Annotated in this window: 12 protein-coding genes; 7 read left to right on the top strand and 5 right to left on the bottom strand. The window is 73.9% G+C overall.

Annotated elements, in window-relative coordinates; translation table 11 throughout:
• Positions 1 to 15: 15 nt before the first annotated feature.
• From AB0G16_RS13740 to tkt, 3 genes are read right to left on the bottom strand one after another with little or no spacing between them, the layout of a single operon-like run.
• Positions 16 to 1,644: a glucose-6-phosphate isomerase gene (locus AB0G16_RS13740; protein ID WP_362803699.1), complete on the bottom strand. Its 1,629-nt coding sequence runs from the start codon at positions 1,642 to 1,644 to the stop codon at positions 16 to 18.
• 8 nt (positions 1,645 to 1,652) lie between these two features.
• Entirely contained in the window at positions 1,653 to 2,756 is a 1,104-nt protein-coding gene (tal, locus tag AB0G16_RS13745) for a transaldolase (protein ID WP_362803702.1), read from the bottom strand.
• A 2-nt stretch (positions 2,757 to 2,758) separates the two neighbouring features.
• Positions 2,759 to 4,792, bottom strand: coding sequence for a transketolase (tkt, locus tag AB0G16_RS13750; RefSeq protein WP_362803916.1), 2,034 nt, complete (start codon positions 4,790 to 4,792; stop codon positions 2,759 to 2,761).
• Between the two features lie 502 nt (positions 4,793 to 5,294).
• Between tkt and AB0G16_RS13755 the strand changes: the two genes are divergently transcribed.
• Together AB0G16_RS13755 and AB0G16_RS13760 are read left to right on the top strand one after the other, a co-directional pair.
• Positions 5,295 to 6,254 (top strand): heme o synthase, encoded by a 960-nt coding sequence (locus AB0G16_RS13755; protein WP_362803705.1) that lies wholly within the window; start codon positions 5,295 to 5,297, stop codon positions 6,252 to 6,254.
• A 489-nt stretch (positions 6,255 to 6,743) separates the two neighbouring features.
• Positions 6,744 to 7,958: a PrsW family intramembrane metalloprotease gene (locus AB0G16_RS13760; RefSeq protein ID WP_362803708.1), complete on the top strand. Its 1,215-nt coding sequence runs from the start codon at positions 6,744 to 6,746 to the stop codon at positions 7,956 to 7,958.
• A 13-nt stretch (positions 7,959 to 7,971) separates the two neighbouring features.
• Here AB0G16_RS13760 and AB0G16_RS13765 read toward each other — a convergent pair whose 3' ends face one another.
• Together AB0G16_RS13765 and AB0G16_RS13770 are read right to left on the bottom strand one after the other, a co-directional pair.
• A complete protein-coding gene (locus AB0G16_RS13765) occupies positions 7,972 to 8,655 on the bottom strand; it encodes an ElyC/SanA/YdcF family protein (RefSeq protein ID WP_362803711.1) in 684 nt (227 codons plus the stop codon).
• Positions 8,656 to 8,741: 86 nt separating this feature from the next.
• The gene (locus AB0G16_RS13770; protein ID WP_362803714.1) at positions 8,742 to 9,749 is read right to left on the bottom strand and encodes a COX15/CtaA family protein; all 1,008 of its coding nucleotides are present in this window, start codon (positions 9,747 to 9,749) and stop codon (positions 8,742 to 8,744) included.
• A gap of 309 nt (positions 9,750 to 10,058) precedes the next feature.
• Here AB0G16_RS13770 and AB0G16_RS13775 point away from each other — a divergent pair, with 309 nt between their 5' ends.
• The 5 genes from AB0G16_RS13775 to AB0G16_RS13795 all read left to right on the top strand — a co-directional run bounded on the left by AB0G16_RS13775 (position 10,059) and on the right by AB0G16_RS13795 (position 15,314).
• Positions 10,059 to 11,306 carry an FAD-dependent oxidoreductase gene (locus AB0G16_RS13775; RefSeq protein ID WP_362803717.1) on the top strand — a complete coding sequence of 416 codons (1,248 nt, stop codon included), beginning with the start codon at positions 10,059 to 10,061 and terminating at the stop codon, positions 11,304 to 11,306.
• Positions 11,307 to 11,448: 142 nt separating this feature from the next.
• Positions 11,449 to 11,838: a (2Fe-2S)-binding protein gene (locus AB0G16_RS13780; RefSeq protein ID WP_362803720.1), complete on the top strand. Its 390-nt coding sequence runs from the start codon at positions 11,449 to 11,451 to the stop codon at positions 11,836 to 11,838.
• Positions 11,835 to 13,346: an FAD/NAD(P)-binding oxidoreductase gene (locus AB0G16_RS13785; protein WP_362803723.1), complete on the top strand. Its 1,512-nt coding sequence runs from the start codon at positions 11,835 to 11,837 to the stop codon at positions 13,344 to 13,346. Before AB0G16_RS13780 ends, AB0G16_RS13785 begins: the two co-directional genes overlap by 4 nt.
• Positions 13,343 to 14,236: a dihydrodipicolinate synthase family protein gene (locus AB0G16_RS13790; RefSeq protein ID WP_362803726.1), complete on the top strand. Its 894-nt coding sequence runs from the start codon at positions 13,343 to 13,345 to the stop codon at positions 14,234 to 14,236. Before AB0G16_RS13785 ends, AB0G16_RS13790 begins: the two co-directional genes overlap by 4 nt.
• Before the next feature lie 76 nt (positions 14,237 to 14,312).
• Complete coding sequence (locus AB0G16_RS13795; RefSeq protein WP_362803729.1) at positions 14,313 to 15,314, top strand: proline racemase family protein; 1,002 nt, start codon at positions 14,313 to 14,315, stop codon at positions 15,312 to 15,314.
• Positions 15,315 to 15,412: the final 98 nt, after the last annotated feature.

A 15,412-nucleotide genomic window follows, 5' to 3' on the forward strand; every position in this document is an offset into this window, starting at 1 on the left:
ACCTCCAGCGTCCCATCAGACCTCCCTGGCGGCGGCCAGCAGGCGTGCGACGCCCGCGACGCGGTCGGTCAGGTGCAGCCGTACGGCGGGACGCCCGCGGCCGGTCAGCGCTCCCAGGTCGCCGAGCGCCTGGGCGAGCTGGAGCCGGCCCAGGGTGTACGGCTTGCCGGGCACCTCGAGATCGTTCTCCACGGCACCGGTGATCTGCAGGAACGCGCCGTTCTGCGGGCCGCCCTTGTGGTACTGGCCGGTGGAGTGCAGGAAGCGGGGGCCCCAGCCGAAGGTGACCGGGCGGTCGGTGCGGATGGCGAGCATCCCGCGCAGCGTGGCCGCGTCGGCCCCGCTCCACACGTCGGTCATCTCCTCGAACGAGGCGCCCTCGGCGTAGGGGGCGTCGAAGGCGGCCTCGCGGTCCAGGTAGGCCATCACCGCGAGGTAGCCGTCGGAGGGGATCGCCTCCAGCAGCCGGGTGAACACGTCGGAGAGGTCCTTGGCCTCGCCCTCCCCGGGCAGCTCGCCGTAGACCTCCACCGGGCCGTCCACCAGGATCGGCGTGCCGAGCGGCAGCTCGGCCCGGTCGAGCAGCGCGGCGGTGTTCTCCTTGGACTCCGACACGTTCGGCTGGTTGAACGGGTCGATGCCCAGCACCCGCCCGGCCACGGCCGTGGCGTACTCCCAGACGAGGAACTGCGCGCCCAGCGGCCCGGCCACGGTCACCACGCCGTCGGTGTCGATCCCGGCGAGCAGCTCGTCCTCGGCGTCGCCCGGGTCGGCGCCCACCACCGGCAGGATGCCCCTGCCGGACTTGCCGGTGGACTCGGCGACGAGCTGCTCGATCCAGTCGGGCAGGCCGTTGATCTCCGACAGCCCGTCCTCGATGACCAGCTTGTCGCGCCCGGCCGCCGCGGCGGCCCCCAGGGCGGCGCCGAGGTCGAGGCCGGGGTTGCCCTCGGTGCGCGACAGCAGCGGCAGCACCTCGGCGGCGTCGTCGAGCAGCCGCTCGACGTCGGCCCCGGCCAGCGCGCTGGGCACCAGGCCGAACGCGGTCAGCGCGCTGTAGCGCCCGCCGACGTTCGGGTCGGCCAGGAACACCTGGTAGCCGGCCTCGCGGGCGCTGTGCTCCAGCGGCGAGCCCGGGTCGGTGACGACGACGATCCTGCTCACCGGGTCGATCCCGGCGTCGCGGAAGGCCTTCTCGTAGATCCGCCGGTGGCTGTCGGTCTCGACGGTGCCGCCGCTCTTGCTGGCCACGACCACGATCGTGCTCTCCAGCCGGTCCGCCAGCGCCCGGCGCACCTGGCCGGGGTCGGTGGTGTCGAGCACGGTCAGCGGCACGTCGTCGGAGGCCGTGATGACCTCCGGGGCCAGGGAGGAGCCGCCCATGCCGGCCAGGACCACGTGGTCCAGGCCCTCGGCGCGGGCCCTGCTCACCAGCGCGCCGATCTCGGGCAGCAGCTCCCGGCTGGTGTGCGGCAGGTTCAGCCAGCCGAGGCGGACGGCCGCCTCGGCCTGGGCCTCGGCCCCCCACAGGGTGGGGTCGCCGGAGGCCAGCGCCTGGGGAACGCCCTCGGCGGCCAGGCGCCCCGCGGTCTCGGCGGCAAGCTCGGTGAGATCGTCCTCACCGAACGTCACGGACACTGACATGTGCTCCCTCACGCCTTCTTCAGCTCGGCGGAGACGGTCGCCAGCAGCTCGGTCCAGGAGGCCTCGAACTTGTCCAGGCCGTCCGTCTCCAGGAAGCCGACGACGTCGTCGTAGTCGATGCCGACCTCCTTGAGGGCGGCCATGGTGTTCCACGCCTCCTCGTAGGAGGAGCGGATCGTGTCGCCGTCGATCTTGCCATGGTCGGCGGTGGCCTCGAGGGTCTTCTCCGGCATCGTGTTGACCGTGCCGGAGGTGACGAGCTGGTCGACGTAGAGCGTGTCGGGGTAGTCGGGGTTCTTGGTCCCGGTGGAGGCCCACAGCGGGCGCTGCGGACGGGCCCCGGCCTCGGCCAGCGCCTTCCAGCGGTCCGAGGCGACGACCTCCTCGAAGGCGGCGAAGGCCAGGCGGGCGTTGGCGAGCGCGGCCTTGCCCTTGAGGGCCGACGCCTCGGGGGTGCCGATCGCATCGAGCCGCTTGTCGATCTCGCCGTCCACCCGGCTGACGAAGAACGAGGCCACCGACTCGATGCCGCCCAGTTCCAGGCCCTTGGCCTTGGCCTGCTCCAGACCGGTCATCCAGGCGTCCATGACCGCGCGGTAGCGCTCCAGGGAGAAGATCAGCGTGACGTTGACGCTGATGCCCTCGGCGATCACCTGGGTGATCGCCGACAGGCCCTCGACGGTGGCGGGGATCTTGATGAACAGGTTGGGCCGGTCGACCAGCCACCACAGCGCGCGCGCCTCGGCGACGGTCTTGTCGGTGTCCTTCGACAGGCGCGGGTCGACCTCGATGGAGACCCGGCCGTCGGTCCGGCCGCCGCTCTCGTAGACCGGCCTGAGCACGTCGGCGGCCCAGCGGATGTCGTAGGTGGTGATGGCGCGCACCGCCTCCTCGACGTCCACGCCGCGGATCTTCAGGTCGTGGATCTGCTGGTCGTAGGCGTCGCCCTTGCTCAGCGCCGAGGCGAAGATCGTCGGGTTGGACGTGACGCCGACCACGTGCCGGTCGCGGATCAGCTCCTGGAGGTTGCCGGTGCGCAGGCGCTCGCGGCTGATGTCGTCCAGCCAGATGGAGACGCCCTGCTCGGACAGTTTCCTGAGAATCTCACTCATGATCAGTTTCCCGTCGTCTCGCCCTTGTCGGCTCCGGTCTTGGCGAGGGTCGCCTTGGCGGCGGCGGCCACGCGCTCGGCGGTCAGCCCGAACTGCTCGTACAGGGTGCGGTAGGGGGCCGAGGCACCGAAGTGGTCCAGGCCCAGGATCACGCCCTCGTCTCCCACGAACTCGCGCCAGCCCAGCGGGATTCCCGCCTCGACGGCGACGCGCGCCTTCACCGAGGGGGGCAGCACCGACTGGCGGTAGGCCGCGTCCTCGGCCTGGAACCACTCCACGCACGGCATCGACACGACCCGGGCGGTGATGCCCTCGGCCTCCAGGAGCTTTCGCGCCTCGACGGCCAGCTCGACCTCGGAACCGGTGGCGATCAGCAGCACCGACGGCTGGCCGTCGGAGGCGTCCTGCAGAATGTAGCCACCGCGGGCGACCTTGGTGGCGTCCCGGGTGCCCTCGTAGACCGGCAGGTTCTGCCGGGTCAGCGCCAGCGCGGCCGGGCGGTCGTGGTGCTCCAGCACGACCTGCCAGGCGGCGGCCGTCTCGTTGGCGTCGGCCGGGCGGACCACGTCCAGGCCCGGGATCGCGCGCAGCGCCCACAGGTGCTCGATGGGCTGGTGGGTCGGGCCGTCCTCGCCCAGGCCGATGGAGTCGTGCGTCCACACGTAGGTGACCGGCAGCTTCATCAGCGCCGCCAGCCGCACCGCCGGGCGCATGTAGTCGCTGAAGACCAGGAACGTGCCGCCGTAGGGGCGGGTGCCGCCGTGCAGCGCGATGCCGTTCAGGATCGCGCCCATGCCGTGCTCGCGGATGCCGAAGTGCAGGGTGCGGCCGTAGGGGTGGCCCGGGAAGTCCTTGGTCTGGAACTCCTCGGGGATGAAGGACGGCTCGCCCTTCATCGTGGTGTTGTTGGACTCGGCCAGGTCGGCCGAGCCGCCCCACAGCTCGGGCAGCACCGGCGCGAGGCTGCTGAGCACCTCGCCCGAGGCCTTGCGGGTGGCGACCGAGGAGCCGATCTCGAACGTCGGCAGCGCCTCGCTCCAGCCCGCCGGCAGCCGCCGGGAGGAGATGCGGTCGAACTCGGCGGCGCGCTCGGGCTCGGCCTCGCGCCAGCTCTCGTAGCGGGCGTTCCAGTCGGCGCGGGCGGCGCGGCCGCGCTCGACGACCTCGCGGGCGTGCCCCAGCACGTCGGCGGGGACCTGGAAGTCCTTCTCGACGTCCAGGCCGAGGACCTTCTTGGTGGCGGCGACCTCCTCGGCGCCCAGCGCCGAGCCGTGGATCTTGCCGGTGTTCTTCTTGTTCGGCGCGGGCCAGCCGATGATCGTGCGCAGCCGGATGAACGACGGCCTGCCGGTCTCGGCGCGGGCGGCCTCCAGGGCCTGGTGCAGCGCCTGGACGTCCTCGACGTAGTCGCCGGTCTGCGTCCAGTCGACGGTCTGGGTGTGCCAGCCGTAGGCGTCGTAGCGCGCGACGACGTCCTCGCTCAGCGCGATCTGGGTGTCGTCCTCGATCGAGATGTGGTTGCTGTCGAAGACGACGGTCAGGTTGCCCAGCTTCTGGTGGCCGGCGAGCGCGCTGACCTCGTGGCTGATGCCCTCCTCGATGTCGCCCTCGGAGGCGATGCACCAGATGTTGTGGTCGAACACGCTGGTGCCCGGCGCGGCGTCCGGGTCGAACAGGCCGCGCTCGCGGCGGGCGGCCATCGCCATGCCCACCGCGTTGCCCAGACCCTGTCCCAGCGGGCCGGTGGTGGTCTCCACGCCCGCGGTGTGGCCGTGCTCGGGGTGGCCGGGGGTCAGGCTCTGCCACTGGCGCAACCCCTTGAGGTCGTCCAGGCTCAGGCCGTAGCCCGACAGGTAGAGCTGGATGTAGAGGGTCAGGCTGCTGTGCCCGGCCGACAGGACGAACCGGTCACGGCCCGTCCAGGAGGGATCCGACGGGTCGTGCCGCATGACCCGCTGGAACAGCAGGTAGGCGGCGGGCGCCAGACTCATCGCGGTGCCCGGGTGTCCCGAGCCCGCCTTCTCAACCGCGTCCATGGCCAGAGCCCGTACGACGTCGACCGCGCGGCGGTCCAGGTCGCTCCATTCAAGGGTTGGCACGAGTTCACTGCTCAAGTGCTCGATCTCCGGATCTTTAATCGTGTGATGATGGCACCGGTCTGGCTATTTCCCGCCCACACCGGACCCTAACGGTTTCGGCCGTGCCGTCGTGGCGCGGACGTTTCCCGGGCGAGGCCGCGGAATCGGCGATCGGTCCGCGCCGGTGCGGCGCGGACGTCCCCGGGGCGCCCCGCGGGACCCGTTGATCCGCCCGCGCCGGTGCGGCGCGGGCGTTCCCCGGGGGCGGGCCCGCGGGATCCGTGACCGGCGCGGACGCCTCCCCCGGGGGATGGCGCGCCGTGCCGCTTCCGTACCCCGTGCCAGGACCGGCCCCCCCTGCAACTACAGTGAGTCCTCAAGGCTGGCTGGTGCCCGCATTCACGGATCCGCTCTAATCAGAGGTTACGCGTTGACCCCGCACGTGCTGGAAGCGCCTTAGATGGTGCTCACCGAGAAGCAATCGACGGCCCCGCGCGAGCCGGGCGCGACCCCGCACACGGCGGGCGCGTCCCGCTCCCTCGGCGACGTCGTCAAGGCGTACGTGGCCCTGACGAAGCCGCGGATCATCGAGCTGCTGCTGATCACGACGCTGCCGGTGATGTTCCTGGCGGCCAAGGGGCTGCCGCCGCTGTGGGTCGCGGTCAACACGCTGCTCTTCGGCACCCTGTCGGCCGGCAGCGCCAACGCGCTGAACTGCTACATCGACCGCGACATCGACGCGGCCATGCGCCGCACCCGGCGCCGGCCGCTGGCCCGCCACCTGGTCCCGCCCGCCAACGCGCTGATCTTCGGGATCGTGCTGGGGGTGCTGTCCACCCTGGGGCTCGGCCTGACGGTCAACTGGCTCGCCGCGGGCCTGTCGCTGGCCGCGAACCTGTTCTACGTGCTGGTCTACTCGATGATCCTCAAGAGGCGGACCTCCCAGAACGTGGTGTGGGGCGGGCTCGCCGGATGCATGCCGGTGCTGATCGGCTGGGCCGGCGTCACCGGCGGCCTCGCCTGGGCGCCCGTGGTGCTCTTCGGCGTGGTGTTCTTCTGGACGCCGCCGCACACCTGGACCCTGGCCATGCGCTACAAGGAGGACTACGCCGCCGCCAAGGTCCCCATGCTGCCGGTGGTCGCCACCGAGCGCCGCGTGGTGCTGGAGAGCATCGCCTACACCTGGGCCACCGTGCTCTGCTCGCTGCTGCTGTGGCCGGTGGCCGGCACCACCCTGCTCTACCCGGCGGTCGCCCTCGTCCTCGGCGCCGCCTGCCTGTGGGAGGTGCACCGCCTCCTGGGACGGGTCAACGCCGGCAAGACCGGGGTGGACCTGCGCCCGATGCGCTTCTTCCACTGGTCCAACGCCTACCTGGCCCTGCTCTTCCTGGCCGTGGCGATCGACTCGATGTTCGTCTGAGCCGTCCCGCGACGCCGCGGGGCCCGTGGCGCACCCCCGGTGTCGCACCCCCGGTGCCCCGAGGGCCTCGGGACGGGGGGCGTGACCGGTCGCCCCGGGCGGTGACACGCAAGGGGCGGGGCGCCGGGAAAGGACGGGGATCCCCCGGATTCGCCGGGACGCGCCGGCTTCACCCGGGTGCCCGGAGGGCAGGATCCGCAAGGGGCGGGGCGGACCGTGCCGGGGGAGGGGCGTTCATGATCACCGATGGCCGGCGGCGCCGGGATCGCGGATCCGCTCGCGGAGACGGCCCGTCACCCGGTATGGTCACGGAATTCCGGGAGGCCGTACGGGGTCACCGGACCGTCGGCAGGGCGTGGGGGCCCCGCCGCCGGACGATCCGCCGTCCGGTGATCCACCCGGTGACCCGCGTCCGGCCGATCTCCGACGCCGGAGGTGGATTCCCCCTGTCTGAACCGCGGTGTGCGCCCCAGCGGTTACGGTTGCCACATGTCCAGCCGTGACCCCCGATGGGTGCTCAGGGACCGCCCGTCGCGCTCCCTGATCGCCGGGCTCGTGGCGACCGGGCTCTGTGGCCTGGTGTCGCTCTCCTTCGACGTGCTGAACGGCGACCCGGTCTACTTCTTCATCGCGCTCGTGCTGGCGCTGGCGCCCGTCCCGGTGCTGCTGGCCGCGGTGCTGGCGCTGGACCGGATCGAACCGGAGCCGCGCGGCAACCTGATCTTCGCGTTCGCCTGGGGCGCGGGGGTGGCCGTCCTGTTCGCCGGGGTGATCAACTCCTTCAACCTCATCTACCTGGAGAGCACCGTCCAGCTCGGCTACGACTACGCGCGCAGCCTCACCGCCACCTTCGGCGCCCCCGTGGTGGAGGAGACGATGAAGGGCCTGGTGCTGCTGGGCCTGCTCAGGTTCAGGCGCGCCGAGCTGGACGGTCCCACCGACGGCATCATCTACGCCTGCATGGTCGGCCTCGGCTTCGCCATGAGCGAGAACGTCAGCTACTACGTGGCCGCGCTCGACGAGATGGGCGCGCAGGGCCTGGCGGTGACCGTCGTGCTGCGCGGGGTCCTGTCGCCGTTCGCGCACCCGCTGTTCACCTCGATGATCGGCGTCGCGGTGGCCTACGCGGCGCAGCGCCGCGGACCGGGCCGGATCCTCGTCATCGCCGCCGGGTGGATCGGCGCGATGCTGCTGCACGGCATCTGGAACGGCTTCGCCTCCTACGTCGGCATCCTCGGCCTGGCCATCGCCTACGTGCTGCTGATGGTCGTCTTGTTCGTCCTGATCTGGATCGTCTTCCGCGACCGCAAGCGCATCATCGGGCTCATCCAGGCCTACCTGCCCGCCTACTGGGCGACGGGACTGGTCTCCTCCGCCGACGTCGCGATGCTCTCCTCCCTGCCCGGACGCCGTCACGCCAGGCAGTGGGCCAAGGCGAACGGCGGGCGGGCCGGATCGCGGGCGATGAGCGACTACCAGCTCGCCGCGACGGAGCTGGGCCTGCTCCACGAGCGGGCCAGGGGGCACGTGATCGACGAGGCCACCTTCAACACCGAGCAGCGGGCGCTGCTGGAGTGCATGGCCGCCTCCCGCGCGCGGTTCCCGGCCGTGCCCCCTCCGCCGCCTCCCGGCCGGGGCGGGCCGGCGCCGGCGTACGGGCCGGGTCCGTGGCGGGAACGGCGCCGGCCGGGCGGGACGCCGTAGCGGCCGGGCGCGCTCACCCCGACCGCAGCGCCGTCTCCAGGGTGGTCTCACGCGGCCCGGGGAAGACGGCAGGGGAGTCCAGGATCACGGAGTCCAGGAACCCCTTGGCGGCGGCGGCGAACTCGCGGGCAGCGTAGGCGCAGGTGGTGGAGGCCCACCGTCGTGACGAGTCGTCGCCCACGCCGAAGGCCTCCAGGCCCGCGGTGCGGCAGAGCGCGACGGCCCTGGGCAGGTGGAAGACCTGGGTGACCACGGTGAGCCGGGTGGCGCCGAACACGGTACGGGCCCGCACGCAGGAGTCCCACGTGTCGAAGCCCGCGTGGTCGAGGACGAGCGCGCGGCCGGGGATCCCGCGGGCGAGCAGGTAGTCGCGCATCACGGTCGGCTCGTCGTACCCCGCCCGGCCGTTGTCGCCCGAGAGCAGGATCGCCTCGACCCTGCCCGCCCGGTACAGCTCGGCGGAGACGTCCAGCCGCCTGGCCAGCATGGCGGAGGGGGTGCCCCCGAAGACCGCGGCCCCCAGCACCAGCGCCACCGGCGCCCGGGGCACGCCGGCCGTCCAGCCGGGGGAGGAGCCGGCCACCAGGCGGTGTCCGGAACTGGCCAGCCAGGCCCAGGTCAGCGGTCCGATCGCCAGGACGCTCAACAGCACGGCGCCCTGGTAGCAGAGGCGGAGAGTCCGCCGTGACGGTGGCATCCGGCCATTCTCCCGGCCGTACGGGGGCGGGGTCGAACCCGCCGGGTCAGGCGGGGCCACGGGACGGGCGGGCAGGGGGCCGCGGGTCAGGCGGGGACGCGGTCGAGCCGGTCGGCGTCGTCGGTCCCGGCGGGCTCCGCCGGGGCGTGCGGACGGGTCGCGAACAGCACCCGCAGGGCGCAGACCCAGACCAGGGAGGCCCCGAGCACGTGCAGGTTGACCAGGGCCGCGGGCACGCCCGTGAAGTACTGGACGTAGCCGACGACGCCCTGGGCCGCCTCCACGGCCAGCAGCGTCCACGCGGCCCGGCGGGCGCGCCCGGAGGCACCGGTGATGTGCAGCGCGAACGCCAGCGCGAAGGTGAGGCCGACCGCCACGTAGGCGATGTCGGCGTGGATCCGTGCCACGGTCTCGATGTCGAAGCCGAACCGGGAGGCCATCTCGTCGCCGGAGTGCGGACCGGTTCCGGTCACCACCACGCCCGCGACGACCAGGACGAACACCGAGGCCAGCAAGGCCCAGGCGAGCGCGCGGACCTCGCGGCGGACCGGCCGCTCGGGGGCCTCGTGCCCGGTGGCGGGCACCCGCGCCCGGGAACGCGCGTACAGCGCGTACGCCGCGGCGGTCATGCCGATGGAGACCAGGAAGTGCACGCTCACGGTGACCGGGTTGAGCGCGCTGCGCACCACCAGACCGCCCCAGACCCCCTGGAAGGCCACGCCGACCGGCTGCAGCCAGGCCAGCAGGACCAGGTCGCGGCGCCGGGGGAGCAGCCGCAGCGCGGCCAGCAGGCAGGCCACCGCGACGAGCAGCACCACGAAGGTGAGCAGCCGGTTGCCGAACTCGATCGCCATGTTGATCGGCGAGATCTCGTCGTGGGCGCTCGGGACGAAGCTCTCCGGGGTGCACCGGGGCCAGGTCGGGCAGCCCAGCCCCGAACCGGTGACCCGCACCGCCGCGCCCGTGACGGTGATCAGGACGTTGACGACCACCGCCGCCAGCGCCCAGCGGTGCACGGTGGGCAGGGTGGGCGGCCCCACGATCCGCGCGGCGCTCAGGAGGCGCCGGTCGGCCAGGGCGAGGAGGTGCTTCACGGCTCATATGGTAGGCGGCCAGGTGGGCGGTCCCGTGACGGGCCCCGGCGGCTCCGGTCCCTCCCCGCCGGCCTCCCCGCTCCTCCCGCCGGCCTCCCGGTCGGTCCTTCGGCCCCACCCGTGACCTTCACCGGGCCACGGCCTTCACCGGGCCGTGGCGGGCTCGCCGGGGCGGCGGTGGAACCGGCCGGGCGGGGGGACGACGGGGAGGCGAACGCGCCCCCCGTAATGTCTGATTTGGTGCATTGATCCGTTTAAAGGTATGTGACATAGTACTGACGGATCCGGGCTGCGGGAGCGAGGTGGGACATGCCGGACGTGGTGGTCATCGGGGCCGGGGTCGTCGGCGCCGCCTGCGCCTACTACGCCGCCCGTGCCGGACTCGACGTGGTGGTCGTCGACCGCGGACCCGTGGCGGGCGGCACGACCGGGGCCGGTGAGGGCAACATCCTGGTCTCCGACAAGGAGCCGGGACCCGAGCTGGACCTGGCGCTGCTCTCCAACCGTCTCTGGCGCGACCTGGCCGGGGGCGCGCAAGGAGCCGGTGCCGGAAGCGGGGGCGGGGCCGGAACGGGGACCGGGGCCGAGACGGGAATCGGAGCCGGGGACCTGCCGGAGGGCGGGTCCCGTCCCGGCGGCGGGTTCGAGTTCGAGGCCAAGGGCGGCCTGGTGGTCGCCGAGACGGACGAGGTCCTGGAGGCGCTCACCGGCCTGGCCGTCGCGCAGGGCGTCGAGCACGTCCTCGCCGGTCCCGGAGAGCTGCACGACTACGAGCCCCACCTGGCCAAGGGATTCGCCGGGGGCGTGTTCTACCCGCAGGACGCCCAGGTCCACCCCATGCTGGCGGCGGCCGGGCTCATCCGGCTGGGCGCCGAACGGTTCGGCCACGGCGCCCTGATGCTGCGTACCGGCGTCACGGTGACCGGTTTCGTCCGCCGGGGCGACCGGATCGCCGGCGTCGCCACCGACCAGGGCGAGATCCTCGCCGGGGCCGTGGTCAACGCCGCGGGCACCTGGGGCGGCGAGATCGCCGCCCTGGCCGGGGTACACGTCCCGATCCTGCCCCGCAGGGGGTTCATCCTGGTCACCGAGCCCCTCGCCGGGCCGCTCGTCCGGCACAAGGTCTACACCGCCGCCTACGTCACCGCGGTGGCCAGCGACTCCGCCGGGCTGGAGACCTCCGCCGTGGTGGAGAGCACCCCGTCCGGGCCCGTGCTCATCGGCGCCAGCCGGGAGCGGGTCGGCTTCGACCGCACGGTCTCGATCCCGGTGCTCGAACGCCTCGCCCGCCAGGCGGTGGAGCTGTTCCCGGCGCTGGCGGACTACCGGGCGATCCGCGCCTACTGCGGGTTCCGCCCCTACTGCCCCGACCACCTGCCGGTGATCGGGGAGGATCCCCGGGCGCGAGGTCTCTACCACGCCTGCGGCCACGAGGGCGCGGGCATCGGCCTGGCCCCGGCCACCGGCCACCTGATCGCCCGGCTCCTGGCGGGGCTCCGTCCCGAGCTGGATCTCACCCCCTTCCGCCCGGACCGCTTCATCGAGGAGGCGTCGTGAACCCCGCCGGAGGTGACCCCGTGAGCGGTGCCCCCTTGAGAGGTGACCTCGTGGGAGGTGTCCCCGTGGGAGGTGTCCCCGTGGGGAACGGCGCCGTGGGGAACCGCGCTGTGGGGAACGGCGCTCGCGCCGGGGACGTGCGATGAGGGGGCCGTACGAACTGGTGCGGGCGCGGCCCGAGCCGGAGTTCGAGATCAGCGTGGACGGCGCCGGTGTCCCGGTGGTCCCCGGCCAGACGATCGGCGCCGCCATGCACGGCGCGGGCATCCGCTCCTGGCGGACCACCCGGTTCGGCGGGCGCCCGCGCGGGCTGTTCTGCGGCATCGGGGTCTGTTTCGACTGCCTGGTCACGGTGAACGGCGTGCCCTCCCTGCGCGCCTGCCTGACCGAGGCCCGCCCCGAGGACCGGGTGACCACCGGCACTGACGCCACCGTCGGCACCGACGCGACCGACGTCACCGATGGCACCGACGACGCCGCCGCCGGTGACGAGGGGGAGAGCGAAGAGGGAGGGACGGTGGGCGGCCCGTGACGCGGATCCACGACCTGGCCGTCGTCGGCGCCGGCCCCGCCGGGGTCGCCGGTGCGCTCACCGCCGCCCTGGCCGGGCTCGACGTGGTCCTGCTCGACGGCGCGGCCAGACCCGGCGGCCAGTACTTCCGGCGCCCCGCCGAGGGGTTCAACGCCGCCCGGCCCGGCGCGCTGCACACGTCGGGGCACGGCCTCGACGGGTTCACCCGCCGCTGGGAACTGCTCGGCGAACGGGCCGAGGTGCTGCTGCGCCACCGGGTGTGGGCGGCCGGGCGCACCGGGGGGACGATCACCCTCCACTGCCTGGAGGGGGACCGCGAGGAGCGGCCCCGCACGGTGACCGCGCGCGCCCTGCTGATCGCCACCGGCGCGTACGACAGGCCGCTGCCCTTCCCCGGCTGGGACCTGCCGGGCGTGCTCACCGCGGGGGCGGCGCAGGCCCTGCTCAAGGGGGACCTGGTCCTCGCCGGGCGCAGGATCGTGGTCGCCGGCACCGGCCCGTTCCTGCTCCCGGTCGCCGCCGGCCTGGCGGACGCGGGGGCCCGCGTGCTCGGCGTGTACGAGGCCAACAGCGGGTTCGGGCTGGCCGCGCACCCGCTGCTCGCGGCGGGCCGGGCGGGGGAGGCCCTGGGGTACGCCGCACGCCTGGCCCGCCACCGGATCCCGTACCGCGGGCGCCGCGCGGTGGTCGCCGCGCACGGCCGGGACGCGCTGACCCACGTCACCGTCGCCACCCTGGACGACGGCTGGCGGCCGGTCGCGACGAGGACCGTCGAGTGCGACACCCTGGCCGTCGGCTACGGCTTCGTCCCCCAGCTCGACCTGCCGGTCCAGCTCGGCTGCGCCACCCGCCGCGACCACGACGGCGGCGCGGTCGTCGCGGTGGACGCGGGCATGCGCACCAGCGTGCCCGGCGTGTACGCGGCCGGGGAGAGCACCGGCGTCGGCGGCGCCGCCCTGGCCGAGGTGGAGGGCCGCCTGGCGGGACGCGCCGCGGCCGCCGACCTGGGCCGCCCCACCGCCCCGGCCGGTCCGGTGTCGCCCGACCCCGCGCTGACCCGCCGCAGGGAGCGGCTCGCCGCCTTCGCGCGCGCCCTGCAGGAGGCGTACCCGGTACGGCCCGGCTGGCAGGACTGGCTCCACGACGACACGCTCGTCTGCCGCTGCGAGGAGGTGCCCCTGTCGGCCGTACGCGAGGCCCAGGCCATGGGCGCCGCCGACGCCCGTTCCGTCAAGCTGCTGGCGCGGCCGGGGATGGGCTGGTGCCAGGGCCGGATCTGCGGCTACGCGATCTCCTGCCTGGCCGGTGAGGACCCCGCCCCGGCCCGGCGCCCGATCGCCCACCCGATCCGGCTCGGCGCCCTGGCGACGCGGGCCGACCCTCACCCGCCCGGCCCCCAGGACGAGCCCGCCCCCCACGGCGAGCCCGGCCTCCACGGGAAGCCCGACCCCCAGGACGATCTCGACCCCCACGGCGAGCCCGACCCCCACCGGAAGGACGAATCATGACGACCCGCGTGAAACCCTGGCACGGAGTGACGGTGGCCACCGCGCTGCCCCTGAACGAGGACCTCTCCGTCGACCTGGACGGCTACGGCGAGCACTGCCGGTGGCTGGTCGACTCCGGTTGCGACGGCGTCGTGCCGAACGGGTCGCTGGGGGAGTACCAGACGCTGACCCCCGAGGAGCGCGCCTCGGTCGTGGAGACCGCCGTGGCGGCCGTGGGCGGGGACCGGGTGATGCCGGGGGTCGCGGCGTACGGCTCCCTGGAGGCCCGCCGCTGGGCCGAGCAGGCCGGTGAGGCCGGATGCCGTGCGGTGATGCTGCTCCCGCCGAACGCCTACCGCGCCGACGAGCGGACCGTGGTGGAGCACTACCGGCACGTGGCCGCGGCGGGCCTGCCGGTGGTGGCCTACAACAACCCCTTCGACACCCGCGTCGACCTCACCCCCCGCCTGCTGGCCACGCTGTACGGCGAGGGCCTGATCGTCGGGGTCAAGGAGTTCAGCGGCGACGTCCGCCGGATCTACGAGATCGCCGAGCTCGCCCCCGGCCTGGACGTGCTCGTCGGGGCCGACGACGTGATGCTCGAGCTGGTCACCGCCGGCGCGGTCGGCTGGGTCGCCGGGTACCCCAACGCGCTGCCCGTCTCGACCGTGGCGCTGTACCGGGCGGCCGCCGAGGGGGACATGGCCACCGCGCTGCCCCTCTACCGCGCGCTGCACCCGCTGCTGCGCTGGGACTCCCGGCCGGTGTTCGTACAGGCGATCAAGCTCTCCATGGACCTGGCCGGGCGTCGCGGCGGCCCGTGCCGCCCGCCCAGGCTCGCGCTCGTCGGCGAGCAGGAGGCCGCCGTGCGCGCGGACACCGAGAAGGCGCTGGCCGAGGGCCTGCGATGACCCCGTCCCTCCGCGTCCCCGCCGGACCGGCCCCCGCCAGGTCCGGGACGGGGGCGCCCTCCCGCGAGGAGCGTCCATGAGAACGAAGAGGGTCTTCCACGCGGTGGACTCCCACACCGAGGGCATGCCCACGCGGGTGATCACCGGAGGGGTGGGGGTCATCCCGGGCGCGACCATGGCCGAGCGGCGCGAGCACTTCCTGGCGAGGATGGACCACGTCCGGACCCTGCTCATGTACGAGCCGCGCGGCCACTCGGCGATGAGCGGCGCCATCCTGCAGCCTCCCACCCGGCCCGACGCCGACTACGGGGTGCTCTACATCGAGGTGTCGGGCTGCCTGCCCATGTGCGGGCACGGCACCATCGGGGTCGCCACCGTCCTCGTCGAGACCGGGATGGTCGAGGTCGTCGAGCCGGTCACCGTCATCCGGCTGGACACCCCCGCCGGGCTGGTGGTCGCCGAGGTGCGGGTCTGCGACGGCGCCGCCGTCGAGGTGACCATCACCAACGTGCCCTCCTTCAGCGTGGGCCTGGACCGCGTGGTCCGGGTGCCCGGCATCGGCGAGGTCGTCTACGACCTCGCCTACGGCGGAAACCACTACGCGATCCTGCCGATCGAGTCCGTGGGCCTGCCGTTCGAGCGCTCGCACAAGCAGGAGATCCTGGACGCGGGCCTGGCCGTCATGCGGGCGATCAACGAGCAGGACGAGCCCGTCCACCCGCTGGACCCGGCCATCCGGGGCTGCCACCACGTGCACCTCACCGCGCCGGGCTCCGACGCCCGGCACTCGAGGCACGCGATGGCGATCCACCCCGGCTGGTTCGACCGCTCGCCGTGCGGCACCGGCACCAGCGCCAGGATGGCCCAGTTGCACGCCAGGGGGGAGCTTCCGCTGGGGGCCGACTTCGTGAACGAGTCGTTCATCGGCACCCGGTTCGTCGGGCGGCTGGTGGAGGAGACCCGGGTGGCGGACCTGCCCGCGGTGGTCCCGACCGTCACCGGGCGGGCGTGGATCACCGGCACCGCGCAGTACTTCCTCGACCCCTCCGACCCGTTCCCGGCCGGTTTCCTGCTCTGACCGCCCGCCCGTCCCGCGAGGGGTCCCCGCCCGTCCCCGGACGTCCCCGCCCGCCACCGCCCGCCACCGCCCGCCGTCCCTGCCCGTCCCCGCCCGCC

It is taken from the genome of Streptosporangium sp. NPDC023615, from assembly GCF_040640155.1.
Taxonomy (GTDB): domain Bacteria; phylum Actinomycetota; class Actinomycetes; order Streptosporangiales; family Streptosporangiaceae; genus Streptosporangium.